General features: G+C 61.7%; 22 protein-coding genes and 7 tRNA genes. 4 read left to right on the forward strand and 25 right to left on the reverse strand.

What is annotated here, in order from left to right; genetic code table 11:
- Positions 1-46 precede the first annotated feature (46 nt).
- The 11 genes from HU729_RS01085 to gltX all read right to left on the reverse strand — a co-directional run bounded on the left by HU729_RS01085 (position 47) and on the right by gltX (position 5570).
- Positions 47-1027 carry a tRNA-dihydrouridine synthase gene (locus HU729_RS01085; RefSeq protein ID WP_186666788.1) on the reverse strand — a complete coding sequence of 327 codons (981 nt, stop codon included), beginning with the start codon at positions 1025-1027 and terminating at the stop codon, positions 47-49.
- 51 nt (positions 1028-1078) lie between these two features.
- On the reverse strand, positions 1079-1513 hold the full coding sequence (locus HU729_RS01090) for a thioesterase family protein (RefSeq protein WP_186666789.1): 435 nt from the start codon (positions 1511-1513) through the stop codon (positions 1079-1081).
- A 43-nt stretch (positions 1514-1556) separates the two neighbouring features.
- Positions 1557-2390 (reverse strand): alpha/beta fold hydrolase, encoded by an 834-nt coding sequence (locus HU729_RS01095; RefSeq protein WP_186707939.1) that lies wholly within the window; start codon positions 2388-2390, stop codon positions 1557-1559.
- 25 nt (positions 2391-2415) lie between these two features.
- A complete protein-coding gene (locus HU729_RS01100) occupies positions 2416-2955 on the reverse strand; it encodes a TetR/AcrR family transcriptional regulator (RefSeq protein WP_186707941.1) in 540 nt (179 codons plus the stop codon).
- Between the two features lie 166 nt (positions 2956-3121).
- Positions 3122-3197, reverse strand: a tRNA-Glu gene (locus HU729_RS01105).
- A 42-nt stretch (positions 3198-3239) separates the two neighbouring features.
- A tRNA-Ala gene (locus HU729_RS01110) sits at positions 3240-3315 on the reverse strand.
- Between the two features lie 67 nt (positions 3316-3382).
- A tRNA-Glu gene (locus HU729_RS01115) sits at positions 3383-3458 on the reverse strand.
- A 42-nt stretch (positions 3459-3500) separates the two neighbouring features.
- A tRNA-Ala gene (locus HU729_RS01120) sits at positions 3501-3576 on the reverse strand.
- A gap of 53 nt (positions 3577-3629) precedes the next feature.
- Positions 3630-3705, reverse strand: a tRNA-Glu gene (locus HU729_RS01125).
- Positions 3706-3776: 71 nt separating this feature from the next.
- A tRNA-Ala gene (locus HU729_RS01130) sits at positions 3777-3852 on the reverse strand.
- Between the two features lie 236 nt (positions 3853-4088).
- The gene (gltX, locus tag HU729_RS01135) at positions 4089-5570 is read right to left on the reverse strand and encodes a glutamate--tRNA ligase (protein ID WP_054893088.1); all 1482 of its coding nucleotides are present in this window, start codon (positions 5568-5570) and stop codon (positions 4089-4091) included.
- Positions 5571-5713: 143 nt separating this feature from the next.
- Between gltX and HU729_RS01140 the strand changes: the two genes are divergently transcribed.
- Positions 5714-6787 carry an HlyD family secretion protein gene (locus HU729_RS01140; protein WP_186666792.1) on the forward strand — a complete coding sequence of 358 codons (1074 nt, stop codon included), beginning with the start codon at positions 5714-5716 and terminating at the stop codon, positions 6785-6787.
- A 49-nt stretch (positions 6788-6836) separates the two neighbouring features.
- Positions 6837-8327, forward strand: coding sequence for an MDR family MFS transporter (locus HU729_RS01145; RefSeq protein WP_186667005.1), 1491 nt, complete (start codon positions 6837-6839; stop codon positions 8325-8327).
- A gap of 36 nt (positions 8328-8363) precedes the next feature.
- Here the strand turns inward: HU729_RS01145 and uvrB are convergent, their stop codons facing one another.
- Positions 8364-10379, reverse strand: a complete 2016-nt coding sequence (gene uvrB, locus HU729_RS01150) for an excinuclease ABC subunit UvrB (RefSeq protein WP_186666793.1) — start codon at positions 10377-10379, stop codon at positions 8364-8366.
- 288 nt (positions 10380-10667) lie between these two features.
- On the opposite strand from uvrB, the gene HU729_RS01155 reads away from it, so the two are divergent.
- Together HU729_RS01155 and HU729_RS01160 are read left to right on the forward strand one after the other, a co-directional pair.
- Positions 10668-11864, forward strand: a complete 1197-nt coding sequence (locus HU729_RS01155) for an amino acid aminotransferase (RefSeq protein ID WP_186666794.1) — start codon at positions 10668-10670, stop codon at positions 11862-11864.
- A 62-nt stretch (positions 11865-11926) separates the two neighbouring features.
- Positions 11927-12002: transfer RNA gene (locus HU729_RS01160), tRNA-Asn, on the forward strand.
- Between the two features lie 79 nt (positions 12003-12081).
- On the opposite strand, the gene HU729_RS01165 is transcribed toward HU729_RS01160, so the two are convergent.
- From HU729_RS01165 to fabD, 13 genes are all read right to left on the reverse strand, one after another.
- Positions 12082-12642 (reverse strand): DUF1285 domain-containing protein, encoded by a 561-nt coding sequence (locus tag HU729_RS01165; protein WP_186707943.1) that lies wholly within the window; start codon positions 12640-12642, stop codon positions 12082-12084.
- A 10-nt stretch (positions 12643-12652) separates the two neighbouring features.
- Positions 12653-13258, reverse strand: coding sequence for a DUF4823 domain-containing protein (locus HU729_RS01170; protein ID WP_186707945.1), 606 nt, complete (start codon positions 13256-13258; stop codon positions 12653-12655).
- Between the two features lie 65 nt (positions 13259-13323).
- On the reverse strand, positions 13324-14292 hold the full coding sequence (locus HU729_RS01175) for a radical SAM protein (RefSeq protein ID WP_186666797.1): 969 nt from the start codon (positions 14290-14292) through the stop codon (positions 13324-13326).
- A 130-nt stretch (positions 14293-14422) separates the two neighbouring features.
- A complete protein-coding gene (locus HU729_RS01180; RefSeq protein WP_065861191.1) occupies positions 14423-15058 on the reverse strand; it encodes a TetR/AcrR family transcriptional regulator in 636 nt (211 codons plus the stop codon).
- 569 nt (positions 15059-15627) lie between these two features.
- Positions 15628-16410, reverse strand: a complete 783-nt coding sequence (locus HU729_RS01185) for a TatD family hydrolase (RefSeq protein ID WP_186666798.1) — start codon at positions 16408-16410, stop codon at positions 15628-15630.
- Between the two features lie 37 nt (positions 16411-16447).
- Positions 16448-17434, reverse strand: coding sequence for a DNA polymerase III subunit delta' (locus HU729_RS01190; protein ID WP_186666799.1), 987 nt, complete (start codon positions 17432-17434; stop codon positions 16448-16450).
- On the reverse strand, positions 17427-18059 hold the full coding sequence (tmk, locus tag HU729_RS01195) for a dTMP kinase (RefSeq protein ID WP_186707947.1): 633 nt from the start codon (positions 18057-18059) through the stop codon (positions 17427-17429). The genes HU729_RS01190 and tmk overlap by 8 nt, the downstream gene beginning before the upstream one ends.
- 9 nt (positions 18060-18068) lie before the next feature.
- Positions 18069-19253, reverse strand: a complete 1185-nt coding sequence (mltG, locus tag HU729_RS01200) for an endolytic transglycosylase MltG (RefSeq protein WP_186707949.1) — start codon at positions 19251-19253, stop codon at positions 18069-18071.
- Between the two features lie 3 nt (positions 19254-19256).
- Entirely contained in the window at positions 19257-20078 is an 822-nt protein-coding gene (gene pabC / locus HU729_RS01205) for an aminodeoxychorismate lyase (RefSeq protein WP_186707951.1), read from the reverse strand.
- On the reverse strand, positions 20078-21322 hold the full coding sequence (fabF, locus tag HU729_RS01210) for a beta-ketoacyl-ACP synthase II (protein WP_186666803.1): 1245 nt from the start codon (positions 21320-21322) through the stop codon (positions 20078-20080). The genes pabC and fabF overlap by 1 nt, the downstream gene beginning before the upstream one ends.
- A 175-nt stretch (positions 21323-21497) precedes the next feature.
- On the reverse strand, positions 21498-21734 hold the full coding sequence (gene acpP / locus HU729_RS01215) for an acyl carrier protein (RefSeq protein ID WP_186666804.1): 237 nt from the start codon (positions 21732-21734) through the stop codon (positions 21498-21500).
- Between the two features lie 204 nt (positions 21735-21938).
- Complete coding sequence (gene fabG / locus HU729_RS01220; RefSeq protein ID WP_054925392.1) at positions 21939-22679, reverse strand: 3-oxoacyl-ACP reductase FabG; 741 nt, start codon at positions 22677-22679, stop codon at positions 21939-21941.
- 17 nt (positions 22680-22696) lie between these two features.
- The gene (gene fabD / locus HU729_RS01225; RefSeq protein ID WP_186707953.1) at positions 22697-23635 is read right to left on the reverse strand and encodes an ACP S-malonyltransferase; all 939 of its coding nucleotides are present in this window, start codon (positions 23633-23635) and stop codon (positions 22697-22699) included.
- Between the last annotated feature and the right edge of the window lie 107 nt (positions 23636-23742).

Consider the following 23742-nt stretch of genomic DNA (forward strand, 5'->3'; position numbering starts at 1 on the left):
GGCTCTCATGAAAAAATCTGCCCACCCCGCACGATGCAGCTGCCCATCAGGCGACGCACTCGGTGAAAGAGGCCGTTTTCACTGGCTCGACACCCAACAGCCGGCTGATGCGCGCGCAGTCATCCTCGCGCCGCAACTCGGCGAACAACAGTACAGCCTCCGGGTAGCTGCGGGTCAACATCGCCAACCACTGCTTCATCCGCCCGGGCGCATAGCGTGGCGACAATTTGGCCTGCGCCTGGCGCCAGAACTCGCGCAGCAGCGGTAACAGATCGCTCCATACCATCGGTTGGTAGTCCCGTCCCTCGCGCGCAGCGGCGATCTGCAAGCCCAGATCCGGCCGCGACACCAGTCCGCGCCCGAGCATGATGTTTTCGGCGCCGCTGACTTCGCGGCAGCGTCGCCAATCATCGACGGTCCAGATCTCGCCATTGGCAAAGACCGGCACCTTGACCACGTCCTGCACCCGCGCCACCCACTCCCAGTGAGCCGGCGGCTTGTAACCCTCTACCTTGGTTCGCGCATGCACCACCAGGTGCTGCGACCCACCCTCGGCCAGCGCGATGCCACACTCCAGCGCACCATCCGGACTGTCGAAGCCCAGACGCATCTTCGCCGTCACCGGGATCTGCGCCGGCACCGCCCGTCGAACCTCACGAACGATGGCATGCAGCAGCTCGGGCTCCTTGAGCAGCACAGCGCCCCCGCGAGACTTGTTCACGGTCTTGGCCGGGCAGCCGAAGTTAAGGTCGATTACCGGTGCCCCGAGTTCACAGGCCAGGGCGGCGTTGTCCGCCAGGCACAGCGGATCGGAGCCCAGCAACTGCACACGCATCGGCGTGCCGGCAGCCGTGCGCGCACCGTTGCGCAACTCGGGTGCCAACTTGTCGAACGACGAAGGTGGCAGCAAGCGATCACAGACACGGATGAACTCGGTGACACACCAGTCGATACCACCGACGCGGGTCAGCACGTCGCGCAGGATGTTGTCGACCAGCCCCTCCATTGGGGCCAGGGCAATTTGCATTTCAGGGTCTCGACGAGAAAAGGCGGCAGTTTAGCAAAAAATGCCCGTCGATCAGGCGCCGATCAGCGCCGGACCATAGCCTTCGAGGAACTCGGCCGGCATGCGTCTGGGCTTGCCGCTGGACAGCTCGATACAGGCAAAGGTGGTTTGCGCGCGCAACAGGGTGACCCCGTCACTCGGGCGCTTGAGCTGGAAACGACGGGTCATGCGCAGGCGCTGATCCCAGTCGATGATCCAGGTGGCCAATTGCAGCTCGTCGTCTTCGTACGCCGCTGCCAGATAATCGATCTCATGGCGGACCACGGCCATTGCCCGATCCAGACGACGATACTCGGCAAGGTCCAGCCCCAGGCGTTGTGAATGACGCCAGGCGCAGCGCTCCAGCCAGGTGACGTAGACCGCGTTGTTGGCGTGACCGAGGCCGTCGATATCCTCGGTGCCGACGCGAAGGTCGATGATGAATGGCGCTGCCAGATCCCAGCTCATGCCCGCTCCTGTAGTCAGTGAACGGGCAGAGTGTAACGGATGCTCAGGCGCTTTGCCGTGCCGGTTGGGTCGTACGTGCCAGCAACTCGAGCACAGCCTGGGTCAGACGCGGATCAGCCAGCACCCGTTGATGCCCACCCTCCTCCAGCAGCAACAGGCGACTGTCGAACCAGGCCTTGTGAATGACCTGAGCCTCACTGGCCGCAACCAGCGCATCGTCAGCCGCATGAACGACCAGCCCAGGCAACTCGAGCTGGTAGCCACTGACATCCAGCCGATCGATCTGCACGCCTACGTCGCGCTCGACCTGGCGAATGAAGGCTGCACGCGCCCGCCCAGGCATCCCCAGGCGCCGGGCAAAACCGCGCAACACCCCGAGCAATTGGGCAGGTGCAGCAATGCTCACCGCCGACTCGGCACGCAATCCCCACTGCAACGCCAACATGACGCTGGCGCCACCCATCGAATGACCGATCACCGCCCGTAAAGGCGGCAGCTCCGCCGCGGCCTCAAGCAGTGCCCGGGCGAACAGCACCACATGCGCCTGCTGCCCCGGCGAACGGCCATGGGCCGGCCCCTCGAGGGACACGACCGTATGCCCTGCCTGCACCAGGGCTTCGATCAGCGCGGCGAACTGAGTGGGCCGCCCCTCCCAGCCGTGCATCAGGAGCACCGTCGGCCCCTTGCCCCAGCGCAACGCCGAAAGACCGAAGCGCAGGGTGATCCGCTCGGCAGATGCCAATAACGGCAGTTCCCATTGCCGCGCAGGCAGGTTGCGCGGCGTCATGAAGGCGCGACGCATGCGCTCGGCGACATGCTCGGGGGCCAGATGGCCAAGGGTGCCGTTGACGCTGCGAATCCAGCTCAGGGTAGTCATCGCCTTGCTCCAGAGTTGAGGTTGCTCAGATAACCGCCGACTTGGCGGCGCGCAGAATACGGTCGGAAAGCTCGGAAGCGCCCAAGGCTCGGGCCAGGGCCAGGCCGCCGACCATCAGGGCGAGGTCGGCGAATGCCTTGTCGATATCCTCGGGACGATCGACCATCTGCGCCGTCATCAGCTCGAGGTGTTCAGCCAGCTTCTCGCGAAAGGCTTCGGGCAAACGCTGCATCTCACCCAGCGAATTAGGCAAGGGACAGGCGTGCTCATAGGCATCACGGTGCTTGCGCGACAGATAGAAAGCCGCTGCCAGCGCACGACGCTCGGCGCCAGACAGGCTGGGGTCGACTTGCGAGAGCAAGGCCCGTCGCTCACCGAGCAACTGGTCGAATGCCGCCAGCATCAACTCATCCTTGCTGTCGAAATGGGCGTAGAAACCTCCGACAGTGAGGCCTGCCGCAGCCATTACCTGGCCTACGCTGGGGTCGGCTGGCCCCTGCTGGATCAGGGCGCTACAGGCAGCATCGAGAATACGCTCGCGGGTCCTGGTCTTTTTATCGTTCATGGGCACCCCCAAATATGATGATCGAAATATTACGCATGTAATATTTTCTGGCAAGCGAAATCGCGTACCGCTGATCGGGCACTTGGAAGATGAAGGAGGTAGAAAAACAAAAGGCCCATTCAATAATCGAATGAGCCTTTGAAGTCCCGTAAAACACGGGTAAAAGTGGCGTCCCCTAGGGGACTCGAACCCCTGTTACCGCCGTGAAAGGGCGGTGTCCTAGGCCACTAGACGAAGGGGACGTAAACCTTCGCACCGATTCATTTTCACGAATCGTGGCAGATTGGTGGAGCTAAGCGGGATCGAACCGCTGACCTCCTGCATGCCATGCAGGCGCTCTCCCAGCTGAGCTATAGCCCCGAAACAAAACAAAAAGCTCACTCAACAGTCGAATGAGCCTTTCAACCCCGCAAAACGCGGGAAGAAATGGCGTCCCCTAGGGGACTCGAACCCCTGTTACCGCCGTGAAAGGGCGGTGTCCTAGGCCACTAGACGAAGGGGACGTAACCTTCGTGCCGATCCGCTTTCACGAACCGCGGCAAAATTGGTGGAGCTAAGCGGGATCGAACCGCTGACCTCCTGCATGCCATGCAGGCGCTCTCCCAGCTGAGCTATAGCCCCGGATTTCTAGCCTCTCGGCCCAGCGACATCATGAAATATCGCTTGTGCAATACTGGCGTCCCCTAGGGGACTCGAACCCCTGTTACCGCCGTGAAAGGGCGGTGTCCTAGGCCACTAGACGAAGGGGACGAACCTTCTTACCTTCAAGACATGGTTGCTGGACCAGTCTTTCTTCACGACCTTGATCATGAAGCGGAATTTGGTGGAGCTAAGCGGGATCGAACCGCTGACCTCCTGCATGCCATGCAGGCGCTCTCCCAGCTGAGCTATAGCCCCACAATGTCGCTTTGAACCGAACCACCGGCTGGGTGCCTGATGCTTCATTTTCGTTCATCGCTGTGGACGGGGCGCATATTAAGATCGGATTGCAGCACTGTCAAACGAATTCGTGAAAATATTCAAAATTTTTTTCACAGATAACAATCACTTACCGCCCTGCCCTGCTCCTGGGGAATGCCGGGTGCCGTGGCAGCGGGACAAGCCCGCTGCCACGGCATTGTGTGACAAGCCAATCAGGCAATGTTTGCCAGCAGCTTTTCCCACTCTTTGTTCTCTTTCTTCGACACACCGCCCAGCAGCTCCAGTGCCTGACGCAGACGGTAGCGGGTCAGGTCGGGGCCGAGAATCTCCATGGCATCGAGCACCGACACCGAGCTGGCTTGCCCCGAAATCGCGGCGAACATCAGCGGCATGGCGTCACGCAGCTTCAGCTCCAGGGCCTCGACCACCGCCTGGATGCAGCCGGTAATACGCTCCTTTTCCCACTGCCGCAGGCTTTCGAGCTTCCACAAGATCAACTGCATGACCTGACGCACCTGATCGGGCGACAGTTTCTTGTGCTCGAACAGCTTGGCATCGAGCTTGAGGGCGCCCTCGAAGAAGAACCCGCCCAGTGGCGCGATCTGGCTGAAGGTTTCGACACGCCCCTGTACATGCGGTGCGATCTTCATCATGTAGTCGCTGTTGAACGCCCACTTCTGCACACGCGCAGCAAACTCCTCGACCGGCAGGTCGCGCAGCCACTGGCCATTGAGCCAGGACAGCTTCTCGATGTCGAAGATCGGCCCGCCAAGGGAAATGCGCGACAGGTCGAAATGCTCGACCATTTCTGCCAGGGAGAACTTTTCACGCTCGTCCGGCATCGACCAGCCCATGCGCCCCAGGTAGTTGAGCATGGCCTCAGGCATGAAGCCCATACGCTCGTAGAACGTGACCGAAGTCGGGTTCTTGCGCTTGGACAGCTTGGATTTGTCCGGGTTACGCAGCAGCGGCATATAGCACAGCTTGGGCTGCTCCCAGCCAAAATACTCGTAGAGTTTGATCAGCTTCGGCGCCGACGGCAGCCATTCCTCGCCTCGCAGGACGTGGGTGATGCCCATCAGGTGGTCGTCGACCACGTTGGCCAGGAAGTACGTCGGCAGGCCGTCGTTCTTCATCAGCACCTGCATGTCCATGCGGTCCCACGGAATTTCGACATCGCCACGCAGCATGTCAGGCACCACGCAGATGCCCTCGCTCGGCACTTTCATGCGAATCACGTGAGGCTCGCCAGCGGCCAGTCGACGCTGCACTTCCTCGGCGCTCATTTTCAATGCGCGGCCGTCATAGCGCGGTGTTTCGCCGCGAGCCATCTGTTCGGCACGCATCTGATCCAGCTCTTCGGCGGTGCAGAAGCAATAGAACGCATGGCCGGCATCGACCAGTTGCTTGGCGTACTTGGCGTAGATCTCACCGCGCTCGCTCTGCCGGTAGGGGCCATGCGGGCCGCCAACGTCCGGACCTTCGTTCCATTCGATCCCGAGCCAGCGCAGGGCGTCGAAGATCTGCTGTTCCGACTCGCGGGTCGAACGCAACTGATCGGTGTCTTCGATACGCAGGATGAACTCGCCGCCGTGCTGCTTGGCAAAGCAGTAGTTGAACAGGGCGATGTAGGCGGTGCCGACGTGGGGGTCGCCAGTGGGCGATGGCGCGATACGCGTGCGAACGGTGGTCATGGACAGTCTCGGACGAAAGATGAAACAAAGGCGAGATGTTAGCAGGGTGCGGGCATCGGGCTCCAGCAATGGCGCTATCGTCACTTGTGGCGGTGCATTGCCGAGCTGTTAAATTTGCTTACATTTCTGGAACGATAGTCCCTATGCCTGCTCAACTCAAACGCCGCCTGCTGATCTTTCTCGCCTTGGTGGTGCTGATCGCCCTCGCCTTTCTCGCCCATTGGTACTTCAAGGGGCGCTTCTACGAAAGTACCGACAATGCCTATGTGCAGGGTGAGATCACACGCATTTCCAGCCAGCTTGGTGCGCGGGTCGACGAGGTTCTGGTAGAGGACAATCAACACGTCATGCGAGGCGACCTGCTGGTCCGCCTGGAGGTCGCCGACTTCCAGCTGGCGGTCGAGCGCGCCCGGGCGGCACTGGCGACGCGAGAAGCCGAGCGTGTCCAGGCGCAAAGCCGACTGATCCAGCAAGACAGCTTGATCGCCGCCGGTCGAGCCCAGGTTGCCGCCAACCAGGCCACTCTCGATCGCTCGCGCCTGGACCTCAATCGTGCCGAAGCCCTGCGCAAACCCGGGTTCGTCTCGGAAGAGCGAGTCACCACCCTGTCTGCAGAAAACCACGTCGCCCGCTCCCAGGTCGACAAGGCCCAGGCCGACCTGCAGAGCCAGCGCCAGCAGATAGATGCACTGACGGCCGAACTCAAGCGCCTCGATGCACAAATTGCCAACGCCCGAGCAGACCTGGCACAGGCAGAACTCAACCTTACCCGCTGTGAAATCCACGCCCCCATCAGTGGCACCATCGGTCAGCGCAGCGCCCGCAATGGCCAGGTGGTGCAGGCCGGCGCCTATCTGCTGTCGATCGTCCCGGACGAAGACATCTGGGTGCAGGCCAACTTCAAGGAGACCCAGATCGGCAACATGCATCGGGGCCTGCGTGCCGAACTGACCTTCGACAGTTATCCCGACACCCCGATCGAAGGCCGTGTCGATAGCCTGTTCGCTGCATCCGGGGCGCAATTCAGCCTGCTGCCACCGGACAATGCCACGGGTAACTTCACCAAGGTGGTACAACGCATTCCGGTCAAGCTGACCTTTGCCGCCAATAACCCCTTGCATGGCCGTATTCGCCCAGGCATGTCGGTAACCGCCACCGTCGACCTGCGCGACACGGCCGATCAGGCAGAGCGCGGCGAGCCCCACGATGGCCGGTGATCAACTGCTGCGACCGACCGCGGAGCCGAGCAGGCGCGACTGGATTGCGGTGATGAGCGTGATGCTCGGCGCATTCATGGCAGTGCTGGACATTCAGATCACCAACTCCTCGCTCAAGGATATCCAGGGGGCACTGTCTGCCACCCTGGAAGAGGGCTCGTGGATCTCGACCTCCTACCTGGTGGCGGAAATCATCATGATCCCGTTGACCGCCTGGCTTGTGCAGCTGCTTTCCGCCAGGCGCCTGGCGGTGTGGGTGTCGCTCGGTTTCCTGGCGTCCTCGTTGTTGTGCTCGATGGCCTGGAACCTGGAAAGCATGATCGTGTTTCGCGCCCTCCAGGGCTTTACCGGCGGCGCCCTGATTCCGCTGGCCTTCACCCTGACCCTGATCAAACTGCCCGAACACCATCGGGCCAAGGGCATGGCAATGTTCGCCATGACCGCGACCTTCGCGCCCTCCATCGGGCCGACCCTGGGCGGCTGGCTCACCGAAAACTGGGGGTGGGAATACATCTTCTACATCAACATCCCGCCGGGGCTGGTGATGATCGCGGGCCTGCTCTACGGGCTGGAGAAGAAACAGGCGCACTGGGAGCTGCTCAAGAGCACCGATTACGCCGGCATCGTCACCCTGGGGGTCGGCCTGGGTTGCCTGCAGGTGTTCCTGGAAGAAGGTCATCGCAAGGACTGGCTGGAGTCCAGCCTTATTGTCGGCCTGGGTACCATGGCCCTGCTCTGCCTGATCACCTTCGTCATCCTCCAGCTTTCCCGAGCCAATCCCCTGATCAACCTGCGCATCCTCGGCAACCGCAACTTCGGCCTGTCGAGCATCGCCAGCCTGGGCATGGGTGTGGGGCTTTATGGATCGATCTATCTGCTGCCGCTGTACCTGGCGCAGATCCAGGGCTACAACGCCCTGCAGATCGGCGAGGTGATCATGTGGATGGGTATTCCACAGCTGTTCCTGATTCCGCTGGTGCCGCAACTGATGAAGGTCATTGCACCCAAGCTGCTCTGTGCACTGGGGTTTTGCCTGTTCGGGGCTGCCAGCTTCGGCTCGGGAGTGCTCAACCCGGACTTCGCAGGGCCGCAGTTCAACCATATCCAGATCATTCGTGCACTTGGGCAGCCAATGATCATGGTCACCATCTCGCTGATCGCCACGGCTTACATTCAGCCTCAGGATGCGGGCTCGGCCTCAAGTCTGTTCAACATCCTGCGCAACCTGGGTGGCGCCATTGGTATCGCCTTGCTGGCCACCTTGCTGGATGCACGGACCAAAGTGTATTTCGACTACCTGCGCGAATCAGTGGTCCCGAGCAACCCGCAAGTGGCGGAGCGACTGGCCCAACTGGCCGAACGGCTAGGCAGTGACAGCGCAGCACTGGGGCGCTTGAGCGAAATCACCCACCAGCAGGCACTGATCATGGCCTACAACGATGCGTTCCACCTGGTAGGGATCGGTTTGGCAGTCAGCATGGTGGCAGTACTGCTGACACGCAAACTGCCACAGGGGCTGAAGGCCGGGGAGGCACATTGACCAGTATCTTGGCCGCTTCTGCACCGATGCGCGCGCTTAGCTGGCAATAAGCCGCTCACGCAACTGCCCGATCTCATCGCGCAACTGAGCGGCGGCCTCGAACTCCAGGTCGCGGGCCAGCTGGAACATCTTCTCTTCCAGCACTTTGATGCGCTTGGTGATCTCGCCAGGGGTCTGCAGCTCTGCCTCGTAGCGCGCAGCCTCCTCCGCCGCCTTGGCCATGCCCTTGCGCTTCTTGCTGCGCGCACCGGGCACCGTGGCACCTTCCATGATATCGGTGATGTCCTTGACCACCCCCTTGGGCACGATGCCATTCGCTTCGTTGAACGCGACCTGCTTGTCCCGACGCCGCTCGGTCTCGTCAATCGCCCGCTGCATGGAGCCGGTCACCTGGTCGGCATAGAGGATCGCCTTGCCGTTGAGGTTACGTGCTGCGCGGCCGATGGTCTGGATCAGCGAACGCTCCGAACGCAGGAAGCCTTCCTTGTCGGCATCGAGAATGGCCACCAACGACACCTCCGGCATGTCCAGACCCTCGCGCAACAGGTTGATGCCCACCAATACATCAAAGGTGCCCAGACGCAGGTCTCGGATGATCTCCACACGCTCCACGGTGTCAATGTCCGAGTGCAGGTAGCGCACACGCACATCATGATCTGCAAGGTAGTCGGTAAGGTCCTCGGCCATGCGCTTGGTCAGGGTCGTCGCCAGCACCCGCTCCCCCACCGCCACTCGCTTGCCGATTTCCGACAGCAGGTCATCCACCTGGGTGAGGGCTGGACGCACCTCTACCTGAGGATCGACCAGACCGGTCGGCCGTACCACCTGCTCGACCACGCGCCCGGCATGCTCAGCCTCGTAGGGGCCGGGTGTCGCCGAGACGAAGATGGTCTGCGGGCTGACCGACTCCCACTCGTCGAAGCGCATGGGCCGGTTATCCAACGCCGATGGCAGACGGAAACCGTACTCCACCAGCGTCTCCTTGCGAGAACGGTCGCCCTTGTACATGGCGCCGACCTGAGGAACGCTGACGTGTGATTCATCGATCACCAGCAACGCATCGGCAGGAAGATAATCGTAGAGCGTCGGCGGCGGTGCCCCAGCCGGGCGGCCGGACAGATAGCGCGAGTAGTTCTCGATACCGTTGCAATAGCCCAGCTCCAGGATCATCTCCAGGTCGAAGCGCGTGCGCTGCTCCAGACGCTGGGCCTCCACCAGTTTGTTGGCCTTGTTGAGGTACTCAAGCCGCTCGCCGAGCTCCTCCTTGATGCCGTCCACCGCCTCGAGCAGGGTCTCGCGCGGGGTCACATAGTGGCTCTTGGGGTAGAAGGTGAAACGCGGCAGCTTGCGGATCACTTCGCCGGTCAAGGGGTCGAAGGCGGCGATGTTCTCTACTTCGTCGTCGAACAGCTCGATACGGATGGCCTCGAGGTCCGATTCGGCCGGGAAGATGTCGATCACGTCGCCACGCACCCGGAAGGTGGCGCGGGCAAAATCCATCTCGTTTCGGGTGTATTGCAGGTCGGCCAGCCGGCGCAGCAGTGCGCGCTGGTCGAGCTTGTCACCGCGATCGACGTGCAGAACCATCTTCAGGTAGGTTTCCGGGCTGCCCAGACCATAGATACACGACACCGTGGTGACAATGATCGCGTCGCGCCGCTCAAGCAATGCCTTGGTCGCCGACAGACGCATCTGCTCGATGTGGTCGTTGATCGAGGCATCCTTCTCGATGAAGGTGTCCGACGACGGGACGTAGGCTTCCGGCTGGTAGTAGTCGTAGTAGGAGACGAAGTACTCCACCGCGTTGTTCGGGAAGAACGCCTTGAACTCGCCATACAGCTGAGCAGCCAGCGTCTTGTTCGGCGCCAGCACCATGGTCGGGCGCTGGACCTGCTGAATGACGTTGGCGATGCTGAAGGTCTTGCCGGAGCCGGTCACCCCGAGCAGGGTCTGGTGCGACAGCCCCGCCTCGATACCCTCGACCATCAGGCGAATGGCCTCGGGCTGGTCGCCGGCGGGCTGGAATCGGGTGACGAGCTGGAACTCGGACATGACGGGACCTCATGGATGTCGCGGCAACTGTAAATTTAGCCAGTAGTCTATACGCAAAAAGGCGCGCCGGGGTGGCCTTCGCCGCTGCAGATGTGAACGCTCATTGCAGTGGACCCGGCAATTCGACCAATGGTCGAAAAATATTTGCGCAAAGCGCCTGAAAACCTGTGCCAGAGTGTCGCAGTGACCGGTCGGTATCACTATACTGACTCCCCGTTTGCACCGCTTCAGTGCACTGGGCTGGAGGGTGCATCTCCTATCACTCTCCTATTCAGAGCCAAGGTAACAATGAGCCTGTTTTCCGCTGTCGAGCTGGCACCCCGCGACCCCATCCTGGGCCTCAACGAAGCATTCAACGCCGACCCACGTACCGACAAGGTCAACCTGGGCGTCGGTGTCTATTGCAATGAGGAAGGCCGCATCCCGCTGCTTCGCGCGGTGATCGAAGCCGAAACCCAGCGTGTCGCCCAACATGCCTCCCGCGGCTACCTGCCGATCGACGGCATCGCCGCCTACGACCAGGCCGTGCAGAAACTGCTGTTCGGCGCTGAATCCCCACTGCTGGCTGCAGGCCGCGTAGTGACCGTGCAGGCTGTCGGCGGCACCGGCGCACTGAAGATCGGTGCCGATTTCCTCAAGCGCCTTTCGCCGAACGCGGTCGTCGCCATCAGCGATCCGAGCTGGGAAAACCATCGCGCCCTGTTCGAGACTGCAGGCTTCCCAGTACAGAACTACCGCTATTACGACGCACCGAGCAACGACGTCAACCGCGCCGGCATGCTCGAAGACCTGAACAAGCTGCCATCGGGCTCGATCGTCGTCCTGCACGCCTGCTGCCACAACCCGACCGGTGTCGACCTGTCGCTCGACGACTGGAAGAACGTGCTGGAAGTGGTCAAGGCAAAGGGCCACGTACCGTTCCTCGACATGGCCTACCAAGGCTTTGGCGACGGTATCAGCGAAGATGCCTTCGCCGTGCGCCTGTTCGCCGAGTCGGGCCTGGAGTTCTTTGTCTCCAGCTCGTTCTCCAAATCGTTCTCGCTGTATGGCGAGCGCGTTGGCGCACTGTCGATCGTCACCGCCTCGAAAGACGAGAGCACCCGCGTGCTGTCGCAGGTCAAGCGCGTGATCCGCACCACCTACTCCAACCCGCCGACCCACGGTGCAACCATCGTCGCCACCGTGCTCAACAGCCCGGAACTGCGCCAGATGTGGGAAGCCGAGCTGGGCGAGATGCGTGAACGCATCCACGGCATGCGCAAGCAGATGGTCTCGCTCCTGGCCGAGTACGGCGCCAACCGCGACTTCAGCTTCGTCGGTCGCCAAGTCGGCATGTTCTCCTACTCAGGCCTGACCGTGGAACAGGTCGCGCGCCTGAAGAACGACTTCGGCATCTATGCGCTGGACACCGGTCGCATCGCCGTGGCCGCACTGAACCAGAGCAACATCCACGTGGTCACCAAGGCCATCGTCGAAGTGCTGTAACTGTTTGATTTGCCAGGGGGCGGCTTGACTTCCCCTTGGCATTCAGTAAGATACGCGCAGATTCCGCGATAGCTCAGTCGGTAGAGCAAATGACTGTTAATCATTGGGTCCCTGGTTCGAGTCCAGGTCGCGGAGCCAGACACTGAAAAACCTCCAGATGCGCAAGCACTGGAGGTTTTTTGTTTTCCGGGATCAGAAAGATCGCCGCAAGATGCGCTCAGCGGTCGCGCCCGATAGGGTAGAACACCCCACCACTCCAAACCCCCAACCACTCCTCGCCATCGATCACGCGCGGCACGGCAAGCTCCACCAGTTGGTAGAACACATTGCGGTGGATGAGCGCTTCGAGGTTGCTGCGCATCAGCAGGTAAGGCGATGGCTCATGCGTTGTCGGATCGGTCTCTACCCGAATAGGGTGATCAGGACCGGCATCGACCTGATCCTCGACATTGCTGGTAAAACGCAGGACCTGCTGCTCACCACTACCCTCCACTTCCAGGCTGACCGCCACGAACGGCGCATCATCGACACGAATGCCGACCTTCTCCACAGGCGTTACCAGAAAATAGTCATCACCGTCACGACGAATGATGGTAGAGAACAAGCGCACCATCGGCTTGCGCCCGATCGGCGTCCCCAGGTAATACCAGGTGCCGTCGCGGGCGATGCGCATGTCGATATCGCCGCAGAAATCAGGATTCCACAGGTGCACGGGAGGCAGGCCCTTGTCCTTGGGAATCTGCGCCAGAAGATCGTTGGCCTTACCCGTACCTGTCATCACCCGTTCCTTACCGACTCATTCCCAGGAGACTACGAGCGTACTCGCGCATGGGTGCCGCGAGCAAATCCTGCGGCGTGTTGTCGTGGAACGTCAACAAACCGCCACGGCTCTTGATGCGCGCTGTATCGATCAAGTAGCGAGTGCTGGTTTCGATCAGCATCATCTGCACTACACCGGTATCCCAGCCAAGGCGATCCACTGCCTGCTCGTCGTACCATTCATCGCCATTACCAATGCGGTCATCGGTGCGGGCGAAGCGGGTATAGAGCACGTAATGGGCGCCCACCGAACGCGCCTGCGCGATGGCGTCCTCCAGCCCCAACGGCGCCTTGGCGCGACGCACCAGCGGGAAATACTCGACGAAGCTCTTGAATGCCTCTTCGGCAACGGCATTCTGCTGCGGCACCGGGCCTTTTCCAGGCGGAACGAAAGCGCCCTGGCCAATGAAGATGAACGAATCAGGCTGCAGCCGGACCGACAAGGTTCGAGTGGTATCACTGTGATCGAGCAGACCGGCGTCGCTCATCTGATAGCGAACACCTTCGCCCATGTCGCTGACTTTCATGCAGCCGCTCAACGCCATCAGCGCCAGCAGCAAGACCAGGCTACGCATCTTTCCTCCAGTGACCGGTGACGAAAAACCGGCGAATAGCCGCCAGATGCAGCTTTTGCGCCAGCTCAGCCGCCGATCACCTTCATCACGGTCACACCACCCGAGAACGCCAGCTCCTGCTTGTCCGCCAGGGCCTTGACCAGCAGCCGCTGAATCACTGGAAGCGCCTGGTGACGCGGCTTGTCGAGCAAGTCGCCGATAAAGTGACGATTCCCCGAGGACAGGCAGCCATGCAGCCAGCCGGTAGACGACAAGCGCAAACGCGAGCAGGTCCGGCAAAACGGCACGCTCTCGTTGGCAATCACACCAAAGTGACCTTGGCCGGGAATCTGGTAGCGCAGGGCCGTCGCATCCAAGGCCGCTGGCGCCTGCTGGAAGTGATATTGATGGCCGATCAGTGCCAGCAATTGCTCGAGACTGACGAACTGACGCAGGAATGCATTCGAATCAAGCGCCAGATGGCCCATGCGCATCAACTCGATAAACCGCAGTTCGTAGCCTCTTGCCAGGCAGTAGTCGAGCAGCGGCACCACCTGATCGAGGTTGTGTCCGCGCATCGGCACCATGTTGACCTTGATACGCATACCCGCTGCACTCGCCTCCTCCATGCCCCTCAGCACGCTGGCCAGGTCGCCGCCCCGGGCAATGCTGCGAAACGCGGTCGGGTCAAGGGTGTCGAGGGAGACATTGAGCCGGTCGATACCTGCCGCGCGCAACACGGCAAGCTTGCGACTCAACAACTGGCCGTTGGTGGTCAAGGCGATATCCTTGAGCCCCAAGCCACCGACAATTTTCAGGAACGGCTCCAGGCGAGGGCTGATCAACGGTTCGCCACCGGTAATGCGCAGGCGCTCGATACCTGCGGCATCGACCAGATAAGCCACCCCGCGCGCCAGCGCATCGGCGCAGAGCTCATCCTGTGCAGCCACCAGGCGCTTGCCATCGGGCACGCAGTAGCTGCAAGCATAGTTGCAGGCAGCCGTCAGGCTGACGCGCAGGTTGCGAAAACGCCTGCCTTGACGATCGACGATCATGGATGACTCCGGCATGAGAAAAAGCGAGCCGGCAAAACTTGACTCAAAGATCAAGTTTTTGCAAGCCCTGTCGCCGAAGCGCGCGTGGCTGGCGGAGCCTGCCCATCATGGACAGTACCCCGCAGGGGTTTCAGGCTGCCGGTTCCGGATCGCGCTTGCGCTTGTTGCCCATGCGCACGCCGATGTCCATCAGGAACTGGAAGAAACCTTCCTGATCCTCGAGAACGTTGCTCCAGAACGGCGAGTGATACAGCGCTACAGCGCCATGCACCAGCGCCCAGGCAGCACAGTAGTGGAAGTACGGCGGCACATCCTCGAGCTTGCCTTCGCTGATACGGCCCTTGATCAACTGGGTCAGGCGCTCGAAATTGGAGGCGCGGATACGGTGCAGTTCCTCGACCATCTCCGGCACTTGGTTACCCTTGACCACCTTCTCTTCAAGACGGTCGAACAAGCGGTAGCGCTGAGGATCACGCATCCGGAACTCGAAGTAGGCACGCGACAGGGCTTCCTTGTCGCGGTCGACGTCGTCCGAATGCAACAGCGCATTCAAGTCACGCTCGTAGTCGAGCATCAGGCGCAGGTAGATCTCCGCCTTGGACTTGAAGTGCTTGTAGATCGTGCCTTTGCCGATACCGACAGCGTCGGCGATCATCTCGACGGTGACACTGTCTTCACCCTGTTCGAGAAACAGCTTGAGCGCCGTGTCGAGGATTTCTTGCTCGCGGCGGCGAAACTCACGGACCTTACGAGGTTCTTTCTGCATAGGAAGGACTGGATGACAATCGAAGCAGATTATTATGCCTAACTTGCGGCAAATTGCACGGATCATCCAACCATATCTATGTTTCATGATGAGTTTGCATGCAAACCGTGCCTGTCCGGCTTGAATCGCATGAGTGCGTGCGACGCCCCGCGCCCGGCCGACTCTCGCCTGCAACCGACGCAGCACGGCTCGCCAAGGCCACCACGCTCATCGAATTGCGCACGTCGGCACGAAGAAAGCGTATGAGTCGCGCACTCTTCAACCTTTTCACCGCACCTCTATACACATCGGCACCTGTTAGGCACAAATTCACCCAGAGTCCGCCCAATGCCATGCCCTGATGGCCCATTGGCTGTCAGGTGTATTCCAAATCTGTTTAAAAAACGACCAACTGGCGCTGGCAGTGCGAGGATACTCGCCAATACTTGAAGTGTTGGCGCGGCGCATCCCCCCAAGTGGCGCGCCGATAAAGGTGCCCAGGGACCGCGTACCTTTGTTTTACTCCTAATGGTCTTAACCCGGATTCCTCCCCCAGAACCCGGGTTTTTTTTGCCCGCCCCGCCTTATCATCAGGCGACGCGCGCCAACGGGAACAGGCGCTTGAAGTTGGCGGTCGTCTGCTCGGCCAACTGCGCATAGCTCACCCCCCGCAACGATGCGACGTACTCGGCGACCTCACGCACGTACTGCGGCAGATTGGGCTTGCCGCGATACGGGATGGGCGCCAGGTACGGCGAGTCGGTCTCCACCAGCAGGCGCTCGACAGGCACCTGGCGTGCAACCTCGCGCAGCGCATCGGCGTTGCGGAAGGTGACGATTCCGGAGAGCGAGATGTAGTACCCCAGATCGAGTGCGGCCTTGGCCATGTCCCAGTCTTCCGTGAAGCAGTGCAGCACACCCGCCTGCGGCAGGCTGGCCTCGCGCAGCAGCGCCAGGGTGTCCGCCCGCGCCGCGCGAGTGTGAACGATCACCGGCTTGCCGGTCTGCCGGGATGCCTCCAGGTGCAGGCGGAAAGATGCCTGCTGCAGCTCGGCGGCCTCCGGCTCGTAGTGATAGTCCAATCCGGTTTCGCCGATAGCCACCACGTGCGGGTGGGCCAGCTCACGCAGCAGCCACTCCAGCGCAGGCGTCTCCCCCGGAGCCAGGTCGAGGGGGTGCACGCCTACCGAACAGTCGACGTCGGCGTACTGCTCGCTCAGGGCCTTGACCGCCCCGGCGTTCTCGGCGCTTACGCCGATGCATAGAAAATGCCCGACTCCACGCTCGCGAGCCGCCTGCAGTGCGGCATCGAGCGAGCCGGCATGGGCGCTCAGGTCAAGTCGGTCGAGGTGGCAATGGGAATCTACGAGCATGGAATGAGAGCACACATGAAAATAAACGATGGGGGAATCAGCGCGCGGCCAGCATCTGCAGCCAATGGGCCAACAGGGCTTCGAGCAGCAACACGCGATTGAGGTTGGCCTTGCCCTGCACTTTCTGGCGCTGTTCGAGAATCCAGGCTTGGACCTCGAGCACCCTGCCCTGCCTGCTCTTCTGCGCAAGGTATTGTACGACCTTGCGCATGTCGGCCAAGCCTAGCCCGTCCTCGTCCTGGGTCAATTGATAGCGCAGGATCAGGTGCGACCAGTCGCAGAACCAGTCGAACAGCAACAGCAGCGGCACATTGCTCCAGGCTTCAGCCAACTGAGAGGGCGATTGCTGCTGCTTGATCAGCTTCTTCACCCCCTCGGTGACCAGCGCGCGCTGCTCGCGCACACCCTGGGACTGCAAGGTGACGGCCATCAGTGGCGATCCCGCCGCCAGGGTCAGCAGTTCGTCACGCTCGATCTGATCGAGCTCCGGCAGGGCCGTCGCCAACCAGGCGTGACTCTGCGCAAGCGTCGGCTGGGCACAGGCGACCTGCTGGCAACGGCTCTTGATGGTTGGCAACAAACGGCTGGGCTGATGGCTCACCAGCAGCAGCACGGTATCGCCCGAAGGCTCTTCGAGGCTCTTGAGCAAAGCGTTCGAAGCATTGACGTTCATCGCTTCGACCGGCTCGATCAGCACCACCTTGCGCCCGCCCAACTGCGCAGTCTGCACCACGAACGAAACCAGATCTCGCACCTGGTCGACCTTGATGGGCTTGTCGGCCTCTTCCGGCTCCAGCACGAAGTTATCGGGGTGGCTGCCAGCCTTGAGCAACAGGCACGACTTGCATTGCCCGCAGGCATCCACGCCATGCGGCTGCTGGCACAACAGGCGAGCCATCAGGCGTTCGGCCATGGCTCGCTTGCCGATGCCCTGCGGCCCGTGCAACAGGTAGGCATGGGCATGCTGGCTGCGCCCGGCCAACTGCTGCCAGAGCGCTTGCTGCCAGGGGTAGGCCTCAGCCACGGCAACGCTCCAGGATACCTGGCAGCAATGTGTCGATGGCGCGCTGTACCGCCTCGAGCGACTGCCCGGCGTCCAGCAGGCTGTAGCGCTGTGGTGCCTGGGCTGCGCGTTGCAGATAGGCCTGACGCACCGCCTCGAAGAATGCCTGGCCCTCCTGCTCGAAGCGATCCAGGCGTCCGCGAGCGGCAGCACGGGCAAGGCCGACTTCCACTGGCAGATCGAAGACCAGGGTCAGGTCCGGGCGCAGCGCACCCTGAACGAAGTCTTCCAGCACCGCGATGCGCTCCACCGGCAGGCCACGCCCACCGCCCTGATAGGCGTAGGTGGCATCGGTAAAGCGGTCGCACAGCACCACGGCGCCCCGCGCCAGCGCCGGGCGAATGACCTCGGCCAGATGCTGGGCGCGTGCAGCGAACATCAACAGAAGCTCGGTGTCGGCCGCCATGGCTTCGTCGCTGGGAGCGAGCAGCAACTCGCGGATACGCTCGGCCAACGGCGTACCGCCAGGCTCACGGGTCATGACCACATCCACGCCCTGCTCACGCAGGCGCGCGGCCAGGTACTCGCGGTTGGTGCTCTTGCCCGCGCCTTCGGGGCCTTCCAGAGTGATGAACAAACCGCTCACGGGCATTCCTTACTGTTTATCGGTGGGCGCCGGCGCTTGTGCGGGCGCGGGCTCTTCGGCGGACTGGGTTGGTGCGCCTTCAAGGGCTTCGCCGGACCGAGGCGCGGCTTCAGTTGGCGGCTCGGCGTCCGGTGCCTGATCGGCCGTGCCCTGCGGGACTTGTGGCGCCGGGCTGGAGCGGTAGTCGGCGCGGCGCTTGAGCTGATATTCGCGCACAGCCGTGTTGTGGTCGTCCAGGTCATCGGAGAATACGTGGCTGCCATCGCCACGCGCGACGAAATACAGGCTGGTACCGTCTGACGGATTCAGGGCAGCGTGAATCGCCTCGCGCCCGACCATGGCGATCGGTGTCGGCGGCAGGCCGGTCATGGTGTAGGTGTTGTAGGGTGTCGGTGCACGCAGGTCGGCACGCGTGATCTTGCCGTTATAGCGCTCACCCATGCCGTAGATCACTGTAGGGTCGGTCTGCAGCATCATGCCCAAGCGAAGGCGGCGCACAAATACACCTGCGATCTGCCCTCGCTCCTGGGGGATACCGGTTTCCTTCTCCACCAGCGAGGCCATGATCAGCGCCTGGTAGGGATCACGGTATGGCAAATCGGTTACCCGGTCTGCCCACTCCTTGGCCAGCACCTCCTCAAGGCGCATGTAGGCTTGCTGCAACAGCTCCACATCGCTCATGCCGCGCACGAAGCGGTAGGTGTCCGGGAAGAAACGCCCCTCAGGGAACACACCGGTATGCCCAAGCTTGTCCATCACTTCAGTATCGGACAGCCCGTCGAGGGTGTGCTTGATCTTTTCATGCCTGGCCACGGCCGAGCGCACCTGGCGGAAGGTCCAGCCCTCGACCAGGGTGAGGTTGTACTGCACCACATCACCACGGCGCCAGGCATCGAACAGCGCTTCGACGGTCATGCCGGGCGTCAGGCGGTATTCCCCCGTGTGCAGTGCAGTGCCAGCCATGTTGAAACGCCAGTAAAGTCGCAACCAGAAGGCGTCGTCGAGCAACCCTTCACTCTGCATGCGGTAGAACATGCGGTTGGGGTTGGTGCCATTGGGCACATCGAGCAGGCGCTCTTCGGTGACATGCAACGGCTGCTCCAGGACCGAGTTGACCTTCCAGGCCGACCAGCCTACGGCCAGGCCGGCAAGGATCAGGCCCATTTCCAGCAGCAGCAGGATTTTGCGTCTCACGAATCAGGTATCCAGTAACGTACGGGCAACGGCCTGCAGTTTACGGGTGAGCGGCCCGGCCGGCCAGTCGAGGTTGAGCGCAGCGAAGGTGCGCACAGGCCAAATTCCATACACGCTATTGCAGACGAACACTTCATCGGCCGTCTCCAGATCGGCTTGCACGAGGTCAGCTGTTCGGACCTCGATACCCAGCGCCGAGGCTTCGTCCAGCAGCGCAGCGCGCATGACGCCTGCCACGCCGCAGCGGCTCAGGTCGGCGGTCAGCAGCACGCCATCGCGGACCAGGAACAGATTACTGTAGACCCCTTCGATCAGGTGCCCCTGCACATCACGCATCAAACCCTCGGCGCAGGCAGGGTCCTGCCATTCGGCGCGAGCCATTACCTGCTCCAGACGATTGAGGTGCTTGAGCCCGGCCAGCAGCGGCTGCTGCGCAAGACGGGTCTGGCAGTCGAACAGCCCGATCCCCTGCTCCGCGTTGGCCACGGGATAAGCAGGCATTGGACTGCCCTGGAGAATGCGTCGGGCCACGGCTTCGGAGGCGGGCGCATAGCCGCGCTGGCTATCACCGCGAGTGACGATCAGTTTGGCTACGCCTTCACCGAGCTGGCTGGCGTAGCGCAGCAACTCATCGCGAACACACGCATGATCGATATCGATCGCAAGCCGCTGACAACCCTGCTTGAGTCGATCGAGATGTCGCGACAGCAGGCTGAGCCTGCCGCCGCGCACGGCGATAGTCTCGAACAGACCATCGCCGTAGGCCAGGCCGCGGTTCTGCAGGTTGACTGCAGTCGCCGGCTGGCCATCGATCCAGCTGTGCATCAATCGGCGAACCGGCGGAATACCAGCGAACCGTTGGTACCGCCAAAGCCGAAGGAATTGGACAGCACGACATCGATCGGCATGCTGCGCGCCTGGTGCGGCACGAAGTCCAGGTCGCAACCTTCGTCCGGCTCGTCCAGGTTGATGGTCGGCGGCGCCATCTGGCTGTTGATCGCCAACACGCTGAAGATCGCCTCTACCGCACCGGCAGCCCCAAGCAGGTGACCGGTCATCGATTTGGTCGAGCTGACGGCCAGCTTGTAGGCGTGCTCGCCGAACACACGCTTGATGGCCGCCACTTCGGCGATATCGCCAGCGGGGGTCGAGGTGCCGTGGGCGTTGATGTAGCTGACGTCTTCAGGCTTCACACCCGCATCGCGCAGGGCGTTGACCATGCAGCGTGCAGCGCCGTCGCCGGTATCCGGTGGCGACGTCATGTGGAACGCGTCCCCGCTCATGCCGAAACCGACCAGTTCGGCATAGATGGTCGCGCCACGTGCCTTGGCATGTTCAAGCTCTTCCAGTACCAGGGCGCCGGCACCATCGGACAATACGAAACCATCACGCCCTTTGTCCCACGGACGGCTGGCACGGGATGGCTCGTCATTACGGGTCGAAAGTGCCCGCGAGGCGCCGAAACCGCCCATGCCCAGGCCGCACGCGGCCATTTCCGCGCCACCGGCGATCATCACGTCAGCCTCGCCATAAGCGATATTGCGTGCGGCCATGCCGATACAGTGAGTACCGGTGGTGCACGCCGTGGAGATCGCATAGTTGGGGCCCTGCAGACCCAGATGGATCGACAGGAAGCCGGAGATCATGTTGATGATCGAGCCCGGCACGAAGAATGGCGAAATCCGGCGCGGCCCTTGCTCGTGCAGGGTACGGCTGGTGTCTTCGATATTGGTCAGGCCACCGATCCCCGAGCCCATGGCCACGCCGATGCGCTCGCGGTTGGCGTCGGTCACTTCCAGGCCAGCATTGCGCACCGCCTGGAAACCGGCCGCCAGGCCGTACTGGATGAACAGGTCAAGCTTGCGAGCTTCCTTGGCCGACAGGTACTGCTCGACCTCGAAGCCCTTCACCGAGCCGCCAAAACGGGTGGAGTAGGCACTCAGGTCCGTGTGTTCGATCGGACCGATGCCACTGCGGCCAGCCAGAATGCCCTGCCAGGTGCTTGGTACATCAGTACCCAGTGGCGACAGCATACCCATACCGGTGACCACGACGCGTCTACGCGACACAGCACTCTCCTTTTCTAATAACAGAGTCTCTTGCGATTGCACTCAGCACGGCCGAATGAAATGGCAACAGGCTCTCGATTGCCCGGTGAATGACGCCAATGGCTCGCAAAGAAAAAACCGCACGCCGGCAAAGGCAGTGCGGTTTTTCCCGACAAGAAGCGTCGACTGAAACGTCTTAGGCCTTGTGGCTGTTGACGTAGTCGATTGCAGCTTGAACGGTAGTGATCTTCTCGGCTTCTTCGTCAGGGATTTCGGTCTCGAATTCCTCTTCCAGAGCCATCACCAGCTCAACGGTGTCAAGCGAATCGGCACCCAGGTCTTCAACGAAGGAAGATTCGTTCTTGACTTCCTCTTCCTTGACGCCCAGTTGCTCGGCGACGATTTTCTTGACGCGTTCTTCGATGGTGCTCATACCTAGTTTTCACTCCTAATGGACATATGTCAGGCAGCTGGCCGGTGACCAAGTTTATAGGAAGACGCCTGCTTTTCAAGCGTAACGCGCCTTCACGAGAGACACCCGGCCTGCCACCTGGAATCTGGTTGCAGCTTTATAACGGATTTTAGGCTCGCAGTATGACTGTTTTTTTAAGCAATCCGTCACATTGAGTTGCTGATGTTACATGTACATCCCGCCGTTCACTGGCACGGTAGCGCCAGTGACATAGGCTGCGCCGTCGGATGCCAGGAAGGAAACCACTTTCGCGATCTCCTCGGCCTGACCCAGGCGGCCCAGCGGAATCTGGGTCTGCAGCGCTTCACGCTGCGCCTCGGGCAGCTCGCGGGTCATGTCGGTATCGATGAAGCCCGGGGTGACCGAGTTTACAGTGATACCGCGCGAACCCACTTCACGCGCCAGGGCACGACTGAAGCCTTCGAGGCCCGCCTTGGCAGCAGCGTAGTTGGCCTGGCCGGCGTTGCCCATGGCCCCGACGACCGAACCGATGCTGATGATACGACCCCAGCGCGCCTTGGTCATGCCACGCAGCACGCCCTTGGACAGACGGTAAAGGCTGTTGAGGTTGGTGTCGATGACATCGAACCATTCTTCATCTTTCATGCGCAGCATCAGGTTGTCGCGGGTGATACCGGCATTGTTGACCAGGATCGCCGGCGCACCGAACTGCTCGGTGATCGCGGCCAGCACGGCACTCACGGACTCTTCGCTGGTGACATTCAGCTCAAGACCGGTACCGGTGATGCCATGCTCCTTGAGGGTCTCGGCGATGCGCTGGGCACCCGAAGCGGAAGTGGCGGTACCGATTACGGTCGCGCCCTGGCGGCCCAGCTCCAGGGCGATGGCCTGGCCAATACCACGGCTGGCGCCGGTGACCAGTGCAACTTTACCTTGCAGGCTCATGCAAGTTTCTCCAGATATCAGGCCAGCGCCGCACGGGTGGCGGCGACGGCGTCAGGGGTATTGAGGTTGTAGGTGGTGACGCCATCGGCGCAACGCTTGTTCAGGCCAGCCAGGACCTTGCCCGGGCCGCACTCGACCAGGTTGACCGCCCCGCAGGCCGCCAGGGTCTGCACACACTCCACCCAACGTACCGGCTGGTACAGTTGCGCCAACAGGTCGTGCTTGAGTGCGTCGAGATCGGCCGCAACGGCGGCGGTGACGTTCTGCACCACCGGAATCTGCGGGGCCTTCCACTCGATGGCGTTGACCGCTTCGGCAAAACGCTCGGCCGCCGGCTTCATCAGCGCGCAATGCGACGGCACGCTGACCGCCAATGGCAGCGCACGCTTGGCGCCCTTGGCCTTGCACAGCTCGATCGCACGATCGACCGCCGCCTTGTTACCGGCGATCACGACCTGGCCCGGGGAGTTGAAGTTGACCGCACTGACCACTTCATCCTCGGCCGCCTCGGCGCAGATGGCAACCACATCGGCATCATCCAGGCCGAGAATCGCAGCCATGGCACCGTGACCCGCAGGCACGGCCTCCTGCATCAGCTGACCACGGCGCTCGACCAGACGAACGGCGTCCTTGAGCGACAGGCTGCCAGCCGCGACCAGGGCACTGTACTCACCCAGGCTGTGACCAGAGACCAGAGCAGGTTGCGCGCCGCCCTCTTCCAGCCACAGACGCCAAAGGGCGATCGAGGCTGTCAGAATGGCGGGCTGGGTCTTGTCGGTTTGATTGAGTTGTTCTTCCGGACCTTCCTGGACCAGCTTCCACAGGTCGTAGCCCAGAGCCTCGGAAGCTTCCTTGAAGGTCTCGACGATCACCGGCTTTTCAGCGCCGAGCTCGGCGAGCATGCCCAGCGACTGGGAGCCTTGACCAGGAAAGACGAATGCGAGGGATGCAGACATTGAACAAGCCCTTATGATCTTGTCGTCGGATAGGGTGCGCCCCACCAATGGCGAGGCGCGGAATCTGAAAACTTGGATGGAAACGCAGACCAAGCGGTCACATTTAA

Origin of the sequence: Pseudomonas sp. RW10S2 (assembly GCF_014268985.1) — a bacterium.
Classification (GTDB): Bacteria; Pseudomonadota; Gammaproteobacteria; order Pseudomonadales; family Pseudomonadaceae; genus Aquipseudomonas; species Aquipseudomonas wayambapalatensis.